This is a genomic window from Paenibacillus sp. FSL R10-2734, assembly GCF_037963865.1.
Taxonomy (GTDB): Bacteria; Bacillota; Bacilli; order Paenibacillales; family Paenibacillaceae; genus Paenibacillus_AQ.
Genome location: NZ_CP150170.1, coordinates 431,218 through 448,107 on the forward strand (window position 1 = coordinate 431,218; position 16,890 = coordinate 448,107).

At 45.9% G+C, this 16,890-nt stretch carries 16 protein-coding genes; 1 reads left to right on the plus strand and 15 read right to left on the minus strand.

What is annotated here, in order from left to right:
* Window positions 1–1,297 precede the first annotated feature (1,297 nt).
* The 6 genes from hisA to NSS67_RS01965 all read right to left on the minus strand — a co-directional run bounded on the left by hisA (window position 1,298) and on the right by NSS67_RS01965 (window position 6,573).
* A complete protein-coding gene (gene hisA / locus NSS67_RS01940; protein WP_339318090.1) occupies window positions 1,298–2,035 on the minus strand; it encodes a 1-(5-phosphoribosyl)-5-[(5-phosphoribosylamino)methylideneamino]imidazole-4-carboxamide isomerase in 738 nt (245 codons plus the stop codon).
* A 42-nt stretch (window positions 2,036–2,077) separates the two neighbouring features.
* Complete coding sequence (hisH, locus tag NSS67_RS01945; RefSeq protein ID WP_339318091.1) at window positions 2,078–2,701, minus strand: imidazole glycerol phosphate synthase subunit HisH; 624 nt, start codon at window positions 2,699–2,701, stop codon at window positions 2,078–2,080.
* Window position 2,702: 1 nt separating this feature from the next.
* Window positions 2,703–3,311 (minus strand): imidazoleglycerol-phosphate dehydratase HisB, encoded by a 609-nt coding sequence (gene hisB / locus NSS67_RS01950; RefSeq protein WP_036687073.1) that lies wholly within the window; start codon window positions 3,309–3,311, stop codon window positions 2,703–2,705.
* On the minus strand, window positions 3,298–4,608 hold the full coding sequence (hisD, locus tag NSS67_RS01955) for a histidinol dehydrogenase (RefSeq protein WP_339318092.1): 1,311 nt from the start codon (window positions 4,606–4,608) through the stop codon (window positions 3,298–3,300). Before hisD ends, hisB begins: the two co-directional genes overlap by 14 nt.
* Window positions 4,609–4,647: 39 nt before the next feature.
* Window positions 4,648–5,286, minus strand: a complete 639-nt coding sequence (hisG, locus tag NSS67_RS01960) for an ATP phosphoribosyltransferase (protein ID WP_042123270.1) — start codon at window positions 5,284–5,286, stop codon at window positions 4,648–4,650.
* Window positions 5,287–5,355: 69 nt separating this feature from the next.
* Entirely contained in the window at window positions 5,356–6,573 is a 1,218-nt protein-coding gene (locus NSS67_RS01965; protein WP_339318093.1) for an ATP phosphoribosyltransferase regulatory subunit, read from the minus strand.
* A gap of 385 nt (window positions 6,574–6,958) precedes the next feature.
* On the opposite strand from NSS67_RS01965, the gene gntK reads away from it, so the two are divergent.
* A complete protein-coding gene (gntK, locus tag NSS67_RS01970; RefSeq protein WP_339320481.1) occupies window positions 6,959–8,479 on the plus strand; it encodes a gluconokinase in 1,521 nt (506 codons plus the stop codon).
* A 97-nt stretch (window positions 8,480–8,576) separates the two neighbouring features.
* Here the strand turns inward: gntK and NSS67_RS01975 are convergent, their stop codons facing one another.
* From NSS67_RS01975 to NSS67_RS02015, 9 genes are all read right to left on the minus strand, one after another.
* Complete coding sequence (locus NSS67_RS01975; protein WP_339318094.1) at window positions 8,577–9,731, minus strand: acyltransferase; 1,155 nt, start codon at window positions 9,729–9,731, stop codon at window positions 8,577–8,579.
* Between the two features lie 43 nt (window positions 9,732–9,774).
* Window positions 9,775–10,731, minus strand: a complete 957-nt coding sequence (locus NSS67_RS01980) for an acyltransferase (RefSeq protein ID WP_339318095.1) — start codon at window positions 10,729–10,731, stop codon at window positions 9,775–9,777.
* Window positions 10,728–10,970 (minus strand): hypothetical protein, encoded by a 243-nt coding sequence (locus tag NSS67_RS01985; RefSeq protein WP_339318096.1) that lies wholly within the window; start codon window positions 10,968–10,970, stop codon window positions 10,728–10,730. The genes NSS67_RS01980 and NSS67_RS01985 overlap by 4 nt, the downstream gene beginning before the upstream one ends.
* A 293-nt stretch (window positions 10,971–11,263) precedes the next feature.
* On the minus strand, window positions 11,264–11,773 hold the full coding sequence (locus NSS67_RS01990) for an acyltransferase (protein ID WP_339318097.1): 510 nt from the start codon (window positions 11,771–11,773) through the stop codon (window positions 11,264–11,266).
* On the minus strand, window positions 11,770–12,426 hold the full coding sequence (gene ppaX / locus NSS67_RS01995; protein WP_339318098.1) for a pyrophosphatase PpaX: 657 nt from the start codon (window positions 12,424–12,426) through the stop codon (window positions 11,770–11,772). The genes NSS67_RS01990 and ppaX overlap by 4 nt, the downstream gene beginning before the upstream one ends.
* 5 nt (window positions 12,427–12,431) lie before the next feature.
* A complete protein-coding gene (gene lgt, locus NSS67_RS02000) occupies window positions 12,432–13,463 on the minus strand; it encodes a prolipoprotein diacylglyceryl transferase (protein WP_339318099.1) in 1,032 nt (343 codons plus the stop codon).
* Window positions 13,464–13,475: 12 nt separating this feature from the next.
* A complete protein-coding gene (gene hprK, locus NSS67_RS02005) occupies window positions 13,476–14,414 on the minus strand; it encodes an HPr(Ser) kinase/phosphatase (protein ID WP_042123257.1) in 939 nt (312 codons plus the stop codon).
* 209 nt (window positions 14,415–14,623) lie between these two features.
* The gene (ugpC, locus tag NSS67_RS02010; RefSeq protein WP_339318100.1) at window positions 14,624–15,745 is read right to left on the minus strand and encodes a sn-glycerol-3-phosphate ABC transporter ATP-binding protein UgpC; all 1,122 of its coding nucleotides are present in this window, start codon (window positions 15,743–15,745) and stop codon (window positions 14,624–14,626) included.
* 114 nt (window positions 15,746–15,859) lie between these two features.
* On the minus strand, window positions 15,860–16,855 hold the full coding sequence (locus tag NSS67_RS02015) for a helix-turn-helix domain-containing protein (protein ID WP_339318101.1): 996 nt from the start codon (window positions 16,853–16,855) through the stop codon (window positions 15,860–15,862).
* Between the last annotated feature and the right edge of the window lie 35 nt (window positions 16,856–16,890).

Consider the following 16,890-nt stretch of genomic DNA (forward strand, 5'->3'; position numbering starts at 1 on the left):
CGGGACGGCGGGCTCACGCCGCCTGCAAGACAAACTTCAACACAAACCCTTAAAACCTCGTGTTCCACGCTTCTGCCCCTGACGGAACGGCGGGCTCGCGTCGCCTGCAAGATCAACTTCAACACATACCCTTAAAACCTCGTGTTCCACGCTTCTGCCCCTGACGGTACAGCGGGCTCGCGTCGCCTGCAAGAGCACATTCATACAGGCGGCCTGTGGGCTCACGTCCATGAAGTGATCGGCTCATTTAGTTGCATAACGTGCAGTTATTTCATCGTCTGTCCAGCAAGCCCTCCGTTTAACTGCATTTCGTACAATTAAATCTGAGCATGAGCTCAGAAAACAACTCATTTCTCATTTATAGCTGCACGAAATACAACTAAATTAGCTAATGGGCTCTTAATGGTAAAAATAGCTGTACAAAGTGCACTTATATCATCCATCACAGGAGTAATGTCCCGTACCGCTACCTAATTACATTTATTGCAGCAAATTGCGCATCAGGTTTTAGCTGACACCTGCTTGATAGATAACCAGGTAGCTTGGTAGCTTGGTTACTTGGTGGCTTGGTTGCTATTCACCGCCCATTCAACGATCTATTGCACTCTGTGCAATAGATTCCAGCTCCTATAAGCTAATAGAGCAGTCTGTTGTATTTCATACAATAGATTTCCGAGGAATCCGCAAAAAAGAGGATTTTAGACTAATTCAATTGTACAAAGTGCAATGAAATAAGCATTCAATCTCTTTAATCGGCTTTCTATTGCACAAAATACAACCAAAATTCCCTAACTAAGATTTTTCACAGGAGTGAGAACTAGTTAGCTAGTTCAGTTTGCTGGTTAGTTGATTTGTTGATTTACTAGTTTGGTTTGGTTTGCTGGTTGGTTCATTCGTTAATTTGTTGTTTGCTCATTAGTTGATTCGTTAATTCGTTAATTTGCTCGTCGGTTCATCTGACCTCTGTTCTTTTGCTTGTGCTTGATGACTTCTCTATTCGTACAATCGCTCGTTAGATAATTGGTATGCTGATTGATTCGATTGGTCTTATATACATTAGTTGTTTGATTCATTTACTTGTCTGTTCATTTACTTATCTGTTCATTTGCTTAATCGGCTCATTTATTGTTTGTGCGTTAATTAATTACTACTTCATTGGTTACTGGTTACTGTCACGCCTGTTTCTTTAATCCACTTCGTATTGGTTAGTTCATCTGTCGTCTTTTTGTTCATTGGCTCGTCTATTGGTTAGTTAGTGTCGCCAACTTACTTCGCTTCTTAACGCACTCACTGAGGACTATTTCTGCCCGAGCGCCTGCAAAGCTTCAGCAAGATCAATATTGCCCGTGTATAGCGCCTTGCCAACAATAGCTCCACCCACACCGCTGCCGCTATGCACGTTCAGACGCAGCAGATCATCAAGACTGGTGACTCCACCGGAGGCGATCACTGTTTTGCCGCTGACCTGTGCCATGGACAGGATACCCTCAACGTTCGGGCCCTGCATCATTCCATCGCGGGAAATGTCGGTGTAAATGAACGTCTCGGCTCCTTTTGCAGCCAACTCCTTAGCCAGATCCTCAGCACGTACTTCAGAGGTATTCAACCAGCCATGTGTCGCAACATAGCCGTTACGCGCATCAATGCCGATAGCTACTTTATCACCGTATTTAGCCAATACTGCTTCGGTAAAAGCATGATCGTTAATCGCAGCCGTACCAATAATAACGCGGCTGACGCCAAGTCCTAGCAATTTTTCCACGTCCGCAAGGTTACGCAGACCTCCGCCCACCTGAACAGGAACGTTAGCATTAGCAGCAATAGCACCAATAATCGCATCATTCACAGGATGACCTGCTTTCGCACCGTCTAAGTCCACCAAATGAATGAACTTTCCGCCTTGCTCTTCCCATGATTTTGCCACCTTCAGTGGACTATCATTGTATATCGTTTCCTGACTGTAATCCCCTTGCTGCAGCCTGACACATTTTCCATCCCGGATATCAATCGCCGGATATACAATAAAAGAAGACATTTGACGTTCCCCACTTTCGTTACATTATATTTATAGCGCAGCTTACGCCCGCTCTCCCTTAAGCTTCAAGAAATTCCCTAACAGCTTGATTCCCAGCTCCCCGCTCTTCTCCGGGTGGAACTGCATGCCGAATACATTGCCTTGCCCAACAATAGCCGTGACCGGGTAACCATAATCTGTGACGGCCAGCAAATCACTCTCTTTTGCCACAAGCGCATGATAAGAGTGAACAAAGTATACATGCCCCTCATCAAGGTCTGCAAAAAGCGGACTTTGCGGCTGCCTGAAACTCAGCTTATTCCAACCCATATGCGGCACCTTATAGCCCTCTCTAGGAGCGAAGCGCACCACCGAACCTGATAGGATATCAAGTCCCTCATGGTTGCCATGCTCTTCACTACTACTAAACAGTAGCTGCATACCAAGACAGATCCCAAGCAGCGGCTGCGTTCCGGCAGCTACCTGTTTGACCACAAGATCCAAACCGCTTTCCCGCAGCTGCTCCATCGCATCGCCAAATGCACCGACACCTGGCAGAATGACACTATCAGCAGCGAGAATTTGCTCGGCTTCACCCGTCACCACACACTCATAACCGAGACGTTCTACCGCCTTGCTCACACTGTGCAGGTTGCCCATGCCATAATCGACGATTGCAACAGTCATGCTACAGCACTCCCTTCGTGGAAGGCACACCCTTCACACGTGGATCAATCAGTGTCGCTTCATCCAGCGCCCGGCCGAGCGCCTTAAATACAGCCTCAATCATGTGATGTGTGTTAGAACCGTAGTGTACGATCACATGCAGCGTAATCCGAGCTTCCAGCGCGAACTTCCATAGGAACTCTTGAACAAGCTCCGTAGAAAAGCTACCCACCTGCTGTGAAGGATACGTTGCGCGATATTCAAAGTGTGGGCGATTGCTGATATCGATCACAACCTGTGCCAACGCTTCATCCATCGGTACAAAAACACTCGCATAACGTTTGATCCCTTTTTTATCACCCAGTGCTTCGTGCAGTGCCTGACCTAGGCAGATCCCAATGTCTTCAACCGTATGGTGATCATCAATCTCGATATCGCCACGCGCCTGTACAGACAGGTCAAACTGGCCGTGCTTCGTAAACAGATCCAGCATATGATTCAAAAAAGGAACATCCGTCTCCAGCTCAGAAACTCCACTTCCATCTACGTTAAGAGACAGCTTAATATCCGTCTCGTTTGTTTTGCGGCTTAATCCTGCTTGGCGCAAGGCCTGTTCATTATTGTTCTCCATATCCGTCTCCACCTTTTCCTTCATTCTCCAATCGAATCTCAATAGCTCGGGCATGGCCTTCTAGCCCTTCGCGACGTGCCAGCTCTATAATGGTCTTCCCATCACGCAGGAGTGCTTCCTTACTGTAATAGATCAGACTAGATTTCTTAATAAAATCATCCACATCCACTGGCGACGAAAACCGTGCCGTACCATTGGTCGGGATAATATGATTTGGTCCAGCAAAATAGTCGCCCACAGGCTCCGAGCTATATGCTCCTAGGAAGATCGCTCCAGCATTCTCGATGCTGCCCACAAGGCCCATTGGGTCCTCGACAACAATCTCCAGATGCTCCGGTGCCAATCGATTCACTACGGAGATTCCTTCCTCCATAGATTCCACAACAATGATCGCGCCGTAGTTCTCTACCGATGAACGGGCGATCGCCTGACGCGGCAGCTCTTGTAGCTGACGCTCCACTTCAGCCGCCACGCTATCCGCCAAGCTCTGCGATGGCGTGACCAAGATCGCCGAGGCCATCTCGTCATGCTCGGCCTGCGAGAGCAGATCCGCTGCGACATAGGCTGGCTCAGCGGTCTCATCTGCGAGCACGACAATCTCGCTTGGTCCCGCGATACTGTCGATATCCACGGCGCCATATACCTCGCGTTTTGCCAGCGCGACGTATATATTGCCGGGCCCACATATTTTATCTACGGGCGCTATGCTCTCCGTACCAAAAGCCAAGGCAGCTACCGCCTGTGCTCCGCCCACACGGTAGATTTCATTCACGCCTGCTTCTGCGGCAGCAACCAGGATATAAGGATCTATACCTTCTTTGCCACCAGTGGATGGCGGAGTTACCATAACGATCTCTGGCACGCCCGCGATCTGCGCAGGGATCACGTTCATCAGCACCGAGGAAGGATAAGCTGCCTTACCACCGGGAACGTAAACGCCTACCCGCTTCAGTGGACGAATAATCTGTCCCAGAATCGTTCCATCGGGCTGCAAGTCCATCCACGAATTGCGTTTCTGTCTGGCATGAAACGCCCGGATATTGGCCGCAGCCGCTCGAATAGCGGATACGAAGGAGTCCTCCACTCGACTATACGCCGCCTGAAGCTCTTCCGGGGTTACCCGCAGCTGATTTGCTGTAAGCGCGACCCGGTCAAACTGCTCCGTATAGCGAAGAAGCGCCGTATCTCCTTCTTTTTTAATAGCGGCCACAATTTCCTTTACCGCCTTATTTTGCTCCGGTGTTCCATACTCCACTTCTCGCTCTAGCTTAAAATCCTTGCTCGACACAACCTTCACCGCTGGTTCCTCCCTTTACCCCTAAACGTCTGTTCCCACCTACCGCAAATTAGGTTCCCCTATAACCGCCTGCAGTCGGTCACACAGCTGCTGTATTTCTTCATTTTTCATCCGATAACTCACACGATTGGCCACTAGACGGCTCGTAATTTCGAAGATACTCTTCATTTCAATTAATCCGTTATCCCGGAGCGTTTGTCCCGTTTCTACCATATCCACGATACGATCAGCGAGACCAATTAGCGGCGCTAGCTCGATCGAACCATTCAGCTTCACGACCTCGACCTGCTGTCCTTGTTCCCTGAAGTATTTTGAAGCTACATTCGGATATTTCGTCGCTACACGTTGTTGGATCCCCGGCTGCCAGTTCGGCAATCCAATGATAGACATCCGGCAGCGAGCAATGCCAAGATCAAGCAACTCGTATACATCACGATCTTCCTCCAGCAATACATCCTTGCCCACGATCCCAATATCCGCCACGCCATATTCTACATATGTAGGTACATCTACTGGTTTCGCCAATATAAACTCCATTCCTGCCTCCGGCAGTGGAATAACAAGCTTACGGGATGCCTCACCATCCGGTGGAATCGGGAGACCTGCCTGGCGGAACAGCTCAGCAGCCTTTTCGTAAATCCGACCTTTTGGCATAGCGACCTTCAAAATCTGTGCCATCTTTAAGTTGCCTCCTTTTCCATCTCCATGCAAAATTTATCTTAACCGCTCTTTGTGCTAGCGATATCCTCAACCATGCTCACTTACAAAAGATACGAAGGTATAGATTTCACCGTACCGCACACCCTCTGCTTCGACCGTGTCCGTATCCAGACGCTTCACCGTTTCAAGCTCTTCTGGGCCTGTTGCCAGTCTAGTCACTACCGCGTGACCTTCCGAGCGCAAGCGTGTTGCCTCTTCCAGACCTTCTTTTCTGCGAACTGCATCATATTGAATCAAGATAGGCAGCTCTTCCTCTTCGTTTGATCCAGCCACACCGTCCAGTATGCGATTCGTCTTTAAGGAAAAACCTGTGGAAGGGATCGGACGCCCAAACTGCTGTAGCAAATTGTCATATCTTCCTCCACTACATACCGGAAAGCCTAATTCTGCTGCATAGCCTTCAAAAGTCATACCTGTATAATAAGAGAAGTCCCCGATCATCGTCAGGTCGATCAGTACATGCTGTGATACGCCGTAAGAAACCAGCACCTCCCACACCTTACACAAATGATCTATGGAATTACGGGCAAGCGGATGATTGCTAAGCTCCAGCGCCTGTCCACAAATCTCCTTGCCTCCACGTAGACGCAACAGCCCATCCAGTTCATTCTTCTGAGCTTCTGTCAGATCTAACCGGCGTAGGGTTTCCCGGAAAGAGACATAGTCGCGTCCCAACAAATGACTTTTCAGCTCCTCCTGAGCCTCTGGTAATTCCGGAAGTGCCTCCTCAAATAAACCATTCAGAAAGCCGACATGCCCCATAGCGATTTTAAAGGACTTCACACCCGCAGCCTGCAGCGAAGAAATCGCAAGCGCCACTACCTCAGCATCCGCCTCAGGTGAATCATCACCTACCAGCTCTACTCCTGTCTGGAAGAACTCCGCTTCCCGCCCTGCCTCTTCCTCAATGGCACGGAAGACATTAGCGTGATAAGACAAACGCAATGGCAACGGTTCATCCTTCAATAAAGATGCGACAACACGGGCAACCGGAGCGGTCATTTCAGAACGAAGCACCAGCGCCTGACCACGATTGTTGAGCAATTTGTACAGCTTTTGATCGGACGTAGAGCTAGCCACGCCAACTGTATCGTAATATTCCAACGTCGGAGTCATCATTTGTTGATAACCCCAGCGACTCATGCAATGCAACACATCATTCTCAATTTTACGCAATTTCGTTACGGCCCGGGGCAGATAGTCCCGAACGCCAGACGGCTTCTCAAATCCCTTTGGTTTGGACATCTTCATTGTTCACCTCGTCAGTTATCATTAGATCATATTTATATATACTTTACTATGGTAAAGTGGTAGCAAATTAAAGTGTTTTTGATATCGTATCATGTTCACCGCTTTTTCGTCAATCTAACCGTGGTAAAGCTATAATTTCTTTTCACATACCTGTATGCTTAAAGCTTGTCTACCTAGGTTGAATTTTCGCAAGGAGAATTTGATTCTGAAATAAACACTTATGTACTTCGTATGAATACCTGGTAATCCCTTTATTTTGCCTCCACGTTTATCCAATACTATAATTAGCTAATATGATTGTACTTCATAATTCTGTAATTAGTGTTCTAAAAATCTACTCTTAACTAGAAAGAAGGGCTAACGCGTGACTAAATCCTATATGATTGGCGTTGATATTGGAACAACAAGTACCAAAGCAGTTCTCTTCGAGGAAAAAGGAGCCATAGCGGCACAAGCTAATGTAGGATATCCTTTACATCAGCCCTCTCCCTCTATAGCGGAACAAGACCCGGAGCAAATCCTGAGTGCAGTCTTCCACACTATTTCTGATGTCATGCGACAAAGTGGTGTATCGCCAGAAAAAATTCTGTTCGTCTCCTTCAGTTCAGCCATGCACAGTGTCATAGCAGTCGATAAGCTGGGTAAGGCCCTTACTGCCTGCATTACCTGGGCTGATAATCGCAGTGCCGGATGCGCTCTTCGCTTGAAGAATGAGCTAAATGGTCATGAATTGTATTTGCGCACAGGAACACCTATTCATCCAATGTCTCCGATCACCAAACTAATGTGGCTTCGTGAAGAGCAGCCTGATTTGTTCCAGCAAACCTATAAGTTCATTTCCATAAAAGAATACATATTCGCTCGGCTATTCGGCGAATACATCGTCGATCATTCCATCGCTTCTTCCACAGGCATGCTCAATCTAGAAAATCTAGACTGGGATAAAGAAGCTTTGGAGATTGCACATATTACATCGGACCAACTCTCGCGGCTAGTTCCCACCACGCAGATCCTGCAAGGTCTGCTTCCTGGATTAGCGGAGAAGCTGTTACTACTTCCTACAACACCGTTTATTGTAGGCGCCAGTGATGGCGTCTTATCCAATCTCGGCGTAGGTGCGATTGAACCCGGTGTAGTTGCCGCTACGATTGGAACAAGTGGAGCGATTCGCACGGTAGTGGATCACCCGCTTACTGATCCAAAAGGACGGACCTTCTGTTATAACTTAACCGATAAGCATTGGGTAATTGGAGGAGCTGTGAATAATGGTGGCATGCTGTTCCGCTGGGTACGAGATGAGTTCGCAGCCTCTGAGGTTGAAACCGCCAAACGACTTGGCATTGACCCTTACGAGGTTCTGACTCGCATCGCAGAGCAAGTTCCGGCGGGAAGCGGCGGACTTCTATTCCATCCCTATTTGACTGGAGAACGGGCGCCGCTGTGGAATCCTGATGCCCGTGGTTCCTTCTTTGGTCTTACCATGAATCATCATAAGGAGCATATGATTCGGTCGGTCCTAGAGGGCGTAATCTTTAATATGTATACGGTTTTGTTAGCTATGGAAGAGCAAATGGGGCGCCCTAGCAAAATACTAGCCACAGGCGGCTTCGCCCGCTCCTCGTTATGGCGGCAGATGATGGCTGATATCTTTGATCAGGAGGTTATCATTCCGGAGAGTATCGAGAGCTCCTGCCTCGGGGCGGTTGTGCTTGGTCTTTACGCAACAGGTCGAGTGGATTCCTTTGACGTGGTATTTGATATGATTGGTTCAACCCATGAGCATAAGCCGGTTGATGCACATAGTAAAGTATACAAGCAGCTACTACCGATCTATATTTCTGTCTACCGTAGTCTCGAAAGCCAGTATCAAGCTATCGCGGAGTTTCAGCGGGAAACATAAAGCTCGCGAATAAGGCCAAACAATAAAAAGCGTCGGTCAATCCACCCTATGGTGGAAGACCGACGCTTTCTTTATTGCCATTAGCGCCATAACTAAGTTACGCGCCTTTGGAATTCGTTTTCGCTTTCTGTGGACCTGATCCGAAGATGATCCAAGCAGACTTAATATATCGGAAGGCCAAGGCAACTACAATCCATGAACCTAACAGTGCAAAGAGCCAACCCCCAGCAATCGCTGCGGTATAAGCTAGTGAACCTCCGTGAAACGGTAATTTTCTATAGAAAAATAGCAGTAATGGATGCAGTAGATAAATCCCGAAAGAGCAGGCTCCGGCAGATAACAACAATCTTGTTAGCAGGCTTCGACCGGCTCCATACAGTAAGAAGGACACTTGTAGCAACACAACACAAGAGAGCAACGCATGAAGGTTAGAGAATCCCTCATACCATAAACTATTGATGACAGTTTTCTTCGTATAGTTGTTAAACCACAGTTCCACATGGACAACCCCTGCCGCAACCCATAAAATCCATAGCGTAATCCATACCGGACCTTTACCAGAGCGCCAGCCTTCAAGAGTTGGGATGAGCCATTTTTTCAAAGAAGAATAATACACCGCAATCCCAGCACCAAGCAAGAAATACGAGAAATAGGTGATCGCCAGACTGCCCTTAGACAACTGCCAATACCCATTATTGGTCATGTATTTATTCAGCAACACGAAACCCCACTGTAATAGCAGCCCAATTAGCGGCGCCCAAGCTGCCAGATGACGAACCTTTTGCAAGCACCACAAAATGAGCGGAAACAATACGTAAAACTGAATAATGATAATAATATAGTACAGATGCGTATATGCCGTTCCTGTCCATAAATACTTCCAAAGCTTAGCGGCCATTTCCCCTGGGGGTAAGCTCCATGTATGACCCGCCGTCATTTTTAATGCGAAATATAGCAACGAAAATAGTACATAGGGCACAATAATATAAAGCAGCCTTCTACTGTAGAACTTCCCCAGCGTCTTTCCACCGAGTGGACGGTCAATATAGTTATAGAACAGCACGAACCCACTCAAAAATATGAATGAGGGTACGGCGAACTGGCTGAATTTATTAATGAATAAGAACGGATGAAACATATTTGTACCGAGTGTCTCCGCCAACGTTCGCGACGTAGCATGGATAGCCAGCACTGCAAAGATAGCAATCGCCCGAAAAATATCCAGCTGCGGAATTCTTTCTTTTTGTCTCATGATCTTTCCTCCTGTTAAGCTCCGCATCAAAGTGATGCCTTAATCAAGTATTAAACTTTCCCATCTCATTAGAGGCATGTACTGACTTTGCCCTCAGACTAGACTCCAGAGACCGAGGTACGCTCCCCAAGATGATCCATGACTTAGGAATTCGGCGGAAAGCAATCTGCACAATCAACCAGCTGCCTCCCAGCGCAAACACAAGCCCCCCGTATATAAAGAAAACATAAGTTAGCGATTCCGGACTAATAGAAGATCCGAGCTTGCGGAATATCGCCAGTAAGAGCGGATGAATCAAATAAATCGCAAATGAAAGCTCACCCAGAGAAGTCAAAAAGGCAATCATCCTGCGAGGAGCCCTACGTTGGATCAAAAATGCGGCATACAGCAGCACCAACGCTGACAATATCGTATGGACATTCCATAACAGCTCGTACCACAGTGAATCCGTCCACACCCCATAATGGCGGGCGACATACCATAGCTGCACATGAATAAAGGCTGCAATTAACCACAAGGACACCAGAACTCGGATCCATCCTTTTTGGGCAGCAGATTGTTCCCTCCACGGCTTCATCAGCCATATCTTAACCTTGTCAAAGTGAATTGCAATAAAGGCACCCAACATGTAATAAGCTAGATAGGAGATCGCCAAACTTCCTTTTTCAACAATGTGTAGCTCGTATTTATTCCAGAAAATAAAGCCCCACTGAAGAGCAAACCCGAGCGGAACCGCCCAGCGTACTAACAATCTGGAACTCTGCAGCAGCTTAAGCAGCACCGGAAAAAGCAAATAAAACTGAATACTAATAAACACAAAATACAGATGAGCATAAGCTGAACCCGTGACTACCGCTCTAAAAAAGCTGGACAAGTTGTCCCCGAAATTCTGAGTTAATTGTCCATTCACATATAAGGTTAGTGCATAATAACCCATAGAAACCAACAGATAGGGCAGTAGAATATACTTTAATCGCCGACGGTAGAAATTAATGATCAAGCTGCGCGTGATAAACGTCCATAATAATTATAAAACAGAACGAAGCTACTCAGAAAAATAAATGAGGGTGTGCCGAATTTAAAGAAAATGTTGATCCAGTTTAGCCAGTAATAATAAGGTGAATTTAGTCCCAGCTCTCCAGCGGCAAAAGATGATGAGTGCACATGCAGCACCCCTAATATAGCTAGAGCTCTGAAAATATCCAGCTGGGGTAGCCTTTCCTGTCTCACAGTATTCATGTTATATTCCTCTTCTCTACTATGATGGTTGTTCATAGAGACGCTAAGCGGAATGTGGAAACTGAAAATACCAGGAGGCCTGCACTTGCTGAATGTACATTCTGATATTTGACGCTGAATGCCTAGCGTGGGGTTCGCGTGATCACTAAGGCTAATTATATCGCATGCATCCAGATAAAAAACTTAATTTGAACTTAAAGTTTGCTTAATAATCTTCTCCAAGACGCAAGAAACCCTGCAGATCCTGCGCTAAAAAAACGCAATATGAAACTGCAGGGTTTACGAAACATCTTTTACACTTGTTCCGATTGATCTTCCTTTGAAGCAGGACGCAGCTCTCGCAGTGGATTGCCTCCTACAAAAGAGCCAGCTGCCACGTTCTTGTGTACTACTGATCCTGCAGCAATCACTGCCCAATCACCAATAGTCACACCGGGAAGAATCGTTGTATTCGCGCCGATCAATACATTTTCACCAATCACTACTTCGCCCAGGCGATATTCCTTGATTAGGTACTCATGCGCCAGAATCGTCGTGTTATAACCGATAATAGAGTTCTCACCAACCGTTATTTTTTCCGGAAAAAACACATCCACCATTGCCATCAGACCGAAAGAGGTATGCTTACCTACCTTCATTCCGAGAATCCGGCGGTAGATCCAGTTCTTTAACGGTAGAATAGGGCAATAACGGGCGATCTGAATAAAAATAAAGTTCCGGACCCCCTTCCAGGGGCTAACCGTACGGTAAATGTACCAAAGTGAGTTATGACCTTCTACAGGATATCGGGTTACGTTTCTCACGATTCACTCGTTCCTCGCTCCACAATTTCTAGAATATCCTTCATGTTATGGATGATATAGTCGGGATCATACTTGCGGAGAATGTCTTCGCCTTTTAATGACCACGATACGCCAGCCGCATATACGCCAGCAGCTTTTGCTGACTGAATATCAACTGTACTGTCACCCACCATAAGGGTTTTACGAGGATCAACGCCAAGGTTATTGATAGCTGTCAGAACAGGCTCCGGATGTGGCTTTGGTTCAGTAACATCGTTCACCGTCACAATCGTATCCATGTACTTCAGCAAATCAAACCTCTCCAGCGTTTTAATCGTTGTAGGACGAATTTTGGTCGTTACAATCCCCATTTTTATCCCACGACGTGAGAGCTCTTCCATCGTCTCATTCACCTGTGGAAAGGGACGTACTAACGCATCATGATGCTCATTATTATAAGACCGGTAGGATTTTTCTAGCGCACCGTTCACATCCTCAAGTCCAGAGAATACTCTTATCTGATGCTGAAGGGTCGTTCCCATATGCGGAATAATCTCTTCTCTAGTGAGCGGAGATAGACCATTGTCCTTCAGCGCGTACATAAACGAACCAATAATTAGCTCATTCGTATCGACAATCGTTCCATCTAGATCAAAAAGAACGCATTCTATCATAAGTTTTACTGCTCCTTCTTATCTCCATCCGCTTTCTGTCCTTGCCCAGGTTGGCCCCCTTGACGGGTTTTCTGCGGTGTATTTGCTGCGCTTTCGGGTACTACGCTATCTGCATGGATCGGCTTAGTGCACACGATAGGATCAGAATAATGTGCTTTAGGCTCTCCGGTTACCCGGCGGATAATGATAAGCAGGATAGCTGCAACGATGATTAGTAGAGAAAGCAGCTGGGAAATACGGATATTTCCATAACTTGGGTCCAAGTATCCTTGTTCAAAGCCTAACCATTCCATCGGTTTCCACAATCCGTTTATAAAAGATGCTAAGCCTGCACTTCCATTAAAAGCTAAGCTATCCGTACGCACGGCTTCGATGAAGAAACGACCGATAGAATACCATATAAAGTAAGACATGAAGATTTCACCGGCACGCACAAATTTCTGACGACGGAGAACCATTAATAGCGCGATGCCCAGTAAGCTCCATAGAGATTCATACAGGAAGGTCGGATGATGAAATGCATCCCCTATGTACATTTGGTTCACAATGAAGTCAGGTAAATGCAGTTTATCCCGTAAAAAGGACTCTTCAACCACGCTGCCGTATGCCTCTTGGTTTACAAAGTTTCCCCAGCGGCCAATCATTTGGCCCGCTAGTAGTCCGGGTGCACAAATATCAACGATACGCCAAAATGGGTAGCCTTTATAGCGGAAATATATAATTCCACAAATAATTGCTCCAATTAATGCACCGTAAATGGCAATACCGCCATTCCATATCTTAAAGACATCTATTAAATTATCCTTATAGTCATCCCATTTAAACGCTACAAAATAAATCCGTGCCCCAATAATGGCCGAGGGCACACCCAGCAGAAGCATATCCATAAAGAATTCTTGTGGAATACCGAAGCGTTTGCCCTCGCGGATCGCAAGAAATAGCCCAGCGAGTGCACCGAAACCTAGTATTAAGCCGTACCAGTGTACTGGCAGTGATCCAATTGAGAATACAATAGGATCTATTGCTAATGGGAACATTCTCTCACACTCCTAATCGAGATCATCCATATCTTCAGATATGGTCGCAGTTAGCTTATTCGTGAACTGCAGGGCTGCATTAAAGCCCATTTGTTTCAGACGATAGTTCATCGCTGCAACCTCTATAATAACTGCGAGGTTACGTCCTGGACGTACGGGAATCGTTACAAGTGGAACATCCGTGTCTATAATCCGAGTCGTTTCCTCATCAAGTCCAAGTCGATCATACTGCTTGTCTTGCTGCCAAGCTTCCAATCTAACGACAAGTGTAATCCGTTTATGATTACGAATAGCACCCGCACCAAAAAGTGTCATTACATTAATGATACCTACTCCACGGATCTCCAGTAAATGACGGATTAACTCAGGTGCTGTACCATGCAACTGGTTATCTGAAGTCTGGCGGATTTCCACCGCATCATCAGCAATCAGTCGATGTCCGCGTTTCACGAGTTCAAGGGCTGTTTCACTTTTACCAATGCCACTACTACCCGTAATAAGCATACCTACACCGTACACATCACAGAGTACACCATGAATCGTCGCCGTAGGGGCTAATTTCCCTTCTAAGAAGCTCGTCAAACGGCTAGAGAAAATAGTCGTAGCCATAGAGCTACGAAGCACAGGAAGGGCCTTTTCGTTACTGATATCGATTAACTCCTGAGGCACATCCAAACCACGTGTAATTACGATACATGGTGTGTTGTCATTACAAATTCCACGAAGTCGACTTTTCCGTTCAGCTTCGGGCAGCATGGAGAAAAACGCGAGTTCTGTCTTACCAAGCAATTGAACACGTTCTTCCGGATAATATTCAAAATAACCAGCAATCTCTAGTCCAGGGCGATTCAGGTCATCGACCGTAATAGGTCTCTTTAGACCTTCCTGGCCGGAAATAACCTCTAATTGAAAATGCTGTACCAATTCAGATACTTTTACTTTCTTAGCCATGTAAGTTCGTCCTTTCGTCACCTGCGGTATTTGTCCGCTTACTGCGTCCGGTTGGCAGCGATCTCATTACATTCCGGAGGTAATTCTCCTGCTATCTTAATTGATAACGCTTATGAATGCAATCTTCGAGCCTAACCAAACAGGGTCCATCTAAACAATAAAGCCACCCATTCGGGTGGCTTTATCAAAAGAGAAAATATCCTATAATCTTATCCTAACAAAATGTTAGCTTCGGATTCTTTATCAAAGAAGTGAATTTTGTTCATATCGATAGCCAATTTTGGCTTGCTGCCTTCGCGAGTAGTGGAACGTCCATCTACACGAGCGATTACAGTAGATTTACCAAGGCCGCTCAAGTAAAGGAGCATTTCATGACCAAGGTTTTCAGTAACATCAACCAATGAAGTAAAGATTGTGTTCGGGGAAGCTTCCAAGAATACTGGCTCTTCATGGATATCTTCTGGACGAACGCCCATGATTACTTCTTTACCGATGTAACCTTTGTTGCGGATAATTTGTGCTTTTCCGCCTGGTACTTCAACATCAAGGTTCTCTGCACGGAAACGGATAGATCCGCTCACTTCAGACAAAGTACCAGTGATAAAGTTCATTGTAGGGGATCCGATAAATCCAGCTACGAACAGGTTTGTAGGCTCATTGTACAACTCTTCAGGAGAAGCAGCTTGTTGAATGATACCATCATACATAACTACGATGCGATCACCCATTGTCATAGCTTCTGTTTGGTCATGCGTTACGTAGATACAAGTGGTTTCAAGGCGTTTCACAAGTTTAGTAATTTCAGCACGCATTTGACCACGAAGTTTAGCATCCAAGTTGGAAAGAGGCTCATCCATCAAGAAGACTTGTGGATCACGTACGATAGCGCGTCCCAAAGCGACACGTTGGCGTTGACCACCGGAAAGTGCTTTTGGTTTACGCTCTAGCAAATGCTCGATATCGAGAATTTTAGCAGCTTCGCGAACTTTCTTGTCGATTTCATCCTTCTTCACTTTACGAAGTTTCAAACCGAAAGCCATGTTTTGGTATACGCTCATATGCGGATACAGGGCGTAGGATTGGAATACCATCGCGATATCGCGGTCTTTAGGTGCAACGTCGTTAACTACACGATCGCCAATGTACATTTTACCTTCGGAGATTTCTTCCAAACCAGCGATCATACGCAAAGTTGTGGATTTACCGCAACCGGAAGGTCCAACCAATACTAGAAATTCCTTATCTTTAATATCAAGATTGATATCGATTACTGTTGCTTTATCTGAACCCGGGTATTTTTTGAAAATATGCTCTAAACGTACGCCTGCCATTGTATTTCCCCCTCGAGTTAATTATTAATTAGTTAAAAGATAATTTCTGTTTCCTTGTACATTTATATTACCCCAGTCGGGACACTATGGCTATTTGTAAGGTTCACAAAAAACCTATTTCCTTTTCGTCACTTTATACAAAAGCATAGTAAGCTTCACAATAGCGGCATCCCCAAAGCTTCGCACATCTGCTCCTGTCTCTTGTTTTATCTTGTCCAGACGGTATAGCAGCGTATTACGATGGATATACAACTTCTTGGCTGTTTCACTTACATTACAGTCCATTTCGAAAAAAGTCTCCAAGGTCAGCAGCATTTCCTTATCTGATAGTACAGTTGAATAATCACCAATTTGTCCAAGCAATTGTTTACGTCGCGCATCTGGAATACTATTAACCAAACGTTCCAAATGCAATTCCCAAGGTAAATGAATATATTCACCTACTTGAAAAATACGACCGAGTACAATCGTCTCCCTAAGCAAAGCCACTGACCCTGTCAATCCCTTAACAGGAACAATAGCCGGAGCTACTGCCAAATGGAATACTCCTACCCATTCGCTTGCTATCAGCTCATGTAAACCCATACTAGTCTGTGCTAGAAGTTCATCTACACTCTCTTCTTCATCATCCTTATCATCCCCGCCCGTAAGCAATTCTTTACGAGCTAATATTAACCATTCCTTCTCTTGAAGGGGGATAAGCAGGATTTCATTCTCAAAATAGCTACGCAGGAGTTTCATCAGTGAACGATAAGAGATCTGCGGACTATGTGCAATCTCACTACTAAGTAGGAATGGAATCATGTCTCCGAACAGACGCCCCTTAAGAGTCATGTCATCGGGTATTTCAGCGTCATTCTTCTCTTGCTCAAGCTCCGTGTTCAACCAAGCACCTAGCTGCCGTGCCTCCACTTCACCTTCTTCTCTAAGCCCTGTAGCTTTGAGTGCAATAGCAAAATTACGAACTGCATAATTGACTAGTTGTACTTCCAGAGAGGTGAGCCCCTCCATCTCCACCCAAACAGCGGTTATACGTCCGTCATTCTCATACAGAGGTACCCAGAGGTGACCCTCATGGATTACCAATTGATCCTGTACTTCTAATCCCATGCTAAAAAGAGAAGCTGAATGCTGCCTCCCTAACT

Bases quoted from the DNA above. Each gene is read 5' to 3' on its own strand.
- NSS67_RS01975 (WP_339318094.1), bottom strand. From the start codon at position 9,731: ATGAGACAAAAAGAAAGAATTCCGCAGCTGGATATTTTTCGGGCGATT.
- hisG (WP_042123270.1), bottom strand. From the start codon at position 5,286: ATGGCACAGATTTTGAAGGTCGCTATGCCAAAAGGTCGGATTTACGAA.
- ppaX (WP_339318098.1), bottom strand. From the start codon at position 12,426: ATGATAGAATGCGTTCTTTTTGATCTAGATGGAACGATTGTCGATACG.
- hprK (WP_042123257.1), bottom strand. From the start codon at position 14,414: ATGGCTAAGAAAGTAAAAGTATCTGAATTGGTACAGCATTTTCAATTA.
- hisB (WP_036687073.1), bottom strand. From the start codon at position 3,311: ATGGAGAACAATAATGAACAGGCCTTGCGCCAAGCAGGATTAAGCCGC.
- NSS67_RS01985 (WP_339318096.1), bottom strand. From the start codon at position 10,970: ATGAATACTGTGAGACAGGAAAGGCTACCCCAGCTGGATATTTTCAGA.
- gntK (WP_339320481.1), top strand. From the start codon at position 6,959: ATGATTGGCGTTGATATTGGAACAACAAGTACCAAAGCAGTTCTCTTC.
- lgt (WP_339318099.1), bottom strand. From the start codon at position 13,463: ATGTTCCCATTAGCAATAGATCCTATTGTATTCTCAATTGGATCACTG.
- ugpC (WP_339318100.1), bottom strand. From the start codon at position 15,745: ATGGCAGGCGTACGTTTAGAGCATATTTTCAAAAAATACCCGGGTTCA.
- NSS67_RS01965 (WP_339318093.1), bottom strand. From the start codon at position 6,573: ATGTCCAAACCAAAGGGATTTGAGAAGCCGTCTGGCGTTCGGGACTAT.
- hisH (WP_339318091.1), bottom strand. From the start codon at position 2,701: ATGACTGTTGCAATCGTCGATTATGGCATGGGCAACCTGCACAGTGTG.
- NSS67_RS02015 (WP_339318101.1), bottom strand. From the start codon at position 16,855: ATGGGATTAGAAGTACAGGATCAATTGGTAATCCATGAGGGTCACCTC.
- hisA (WP_339318090.1), bottom strand. From the start codon at position 2,035: ATGTCTTCTTTTATTGTATATCCGGCGATTGATATCCGGGATGGAAAA.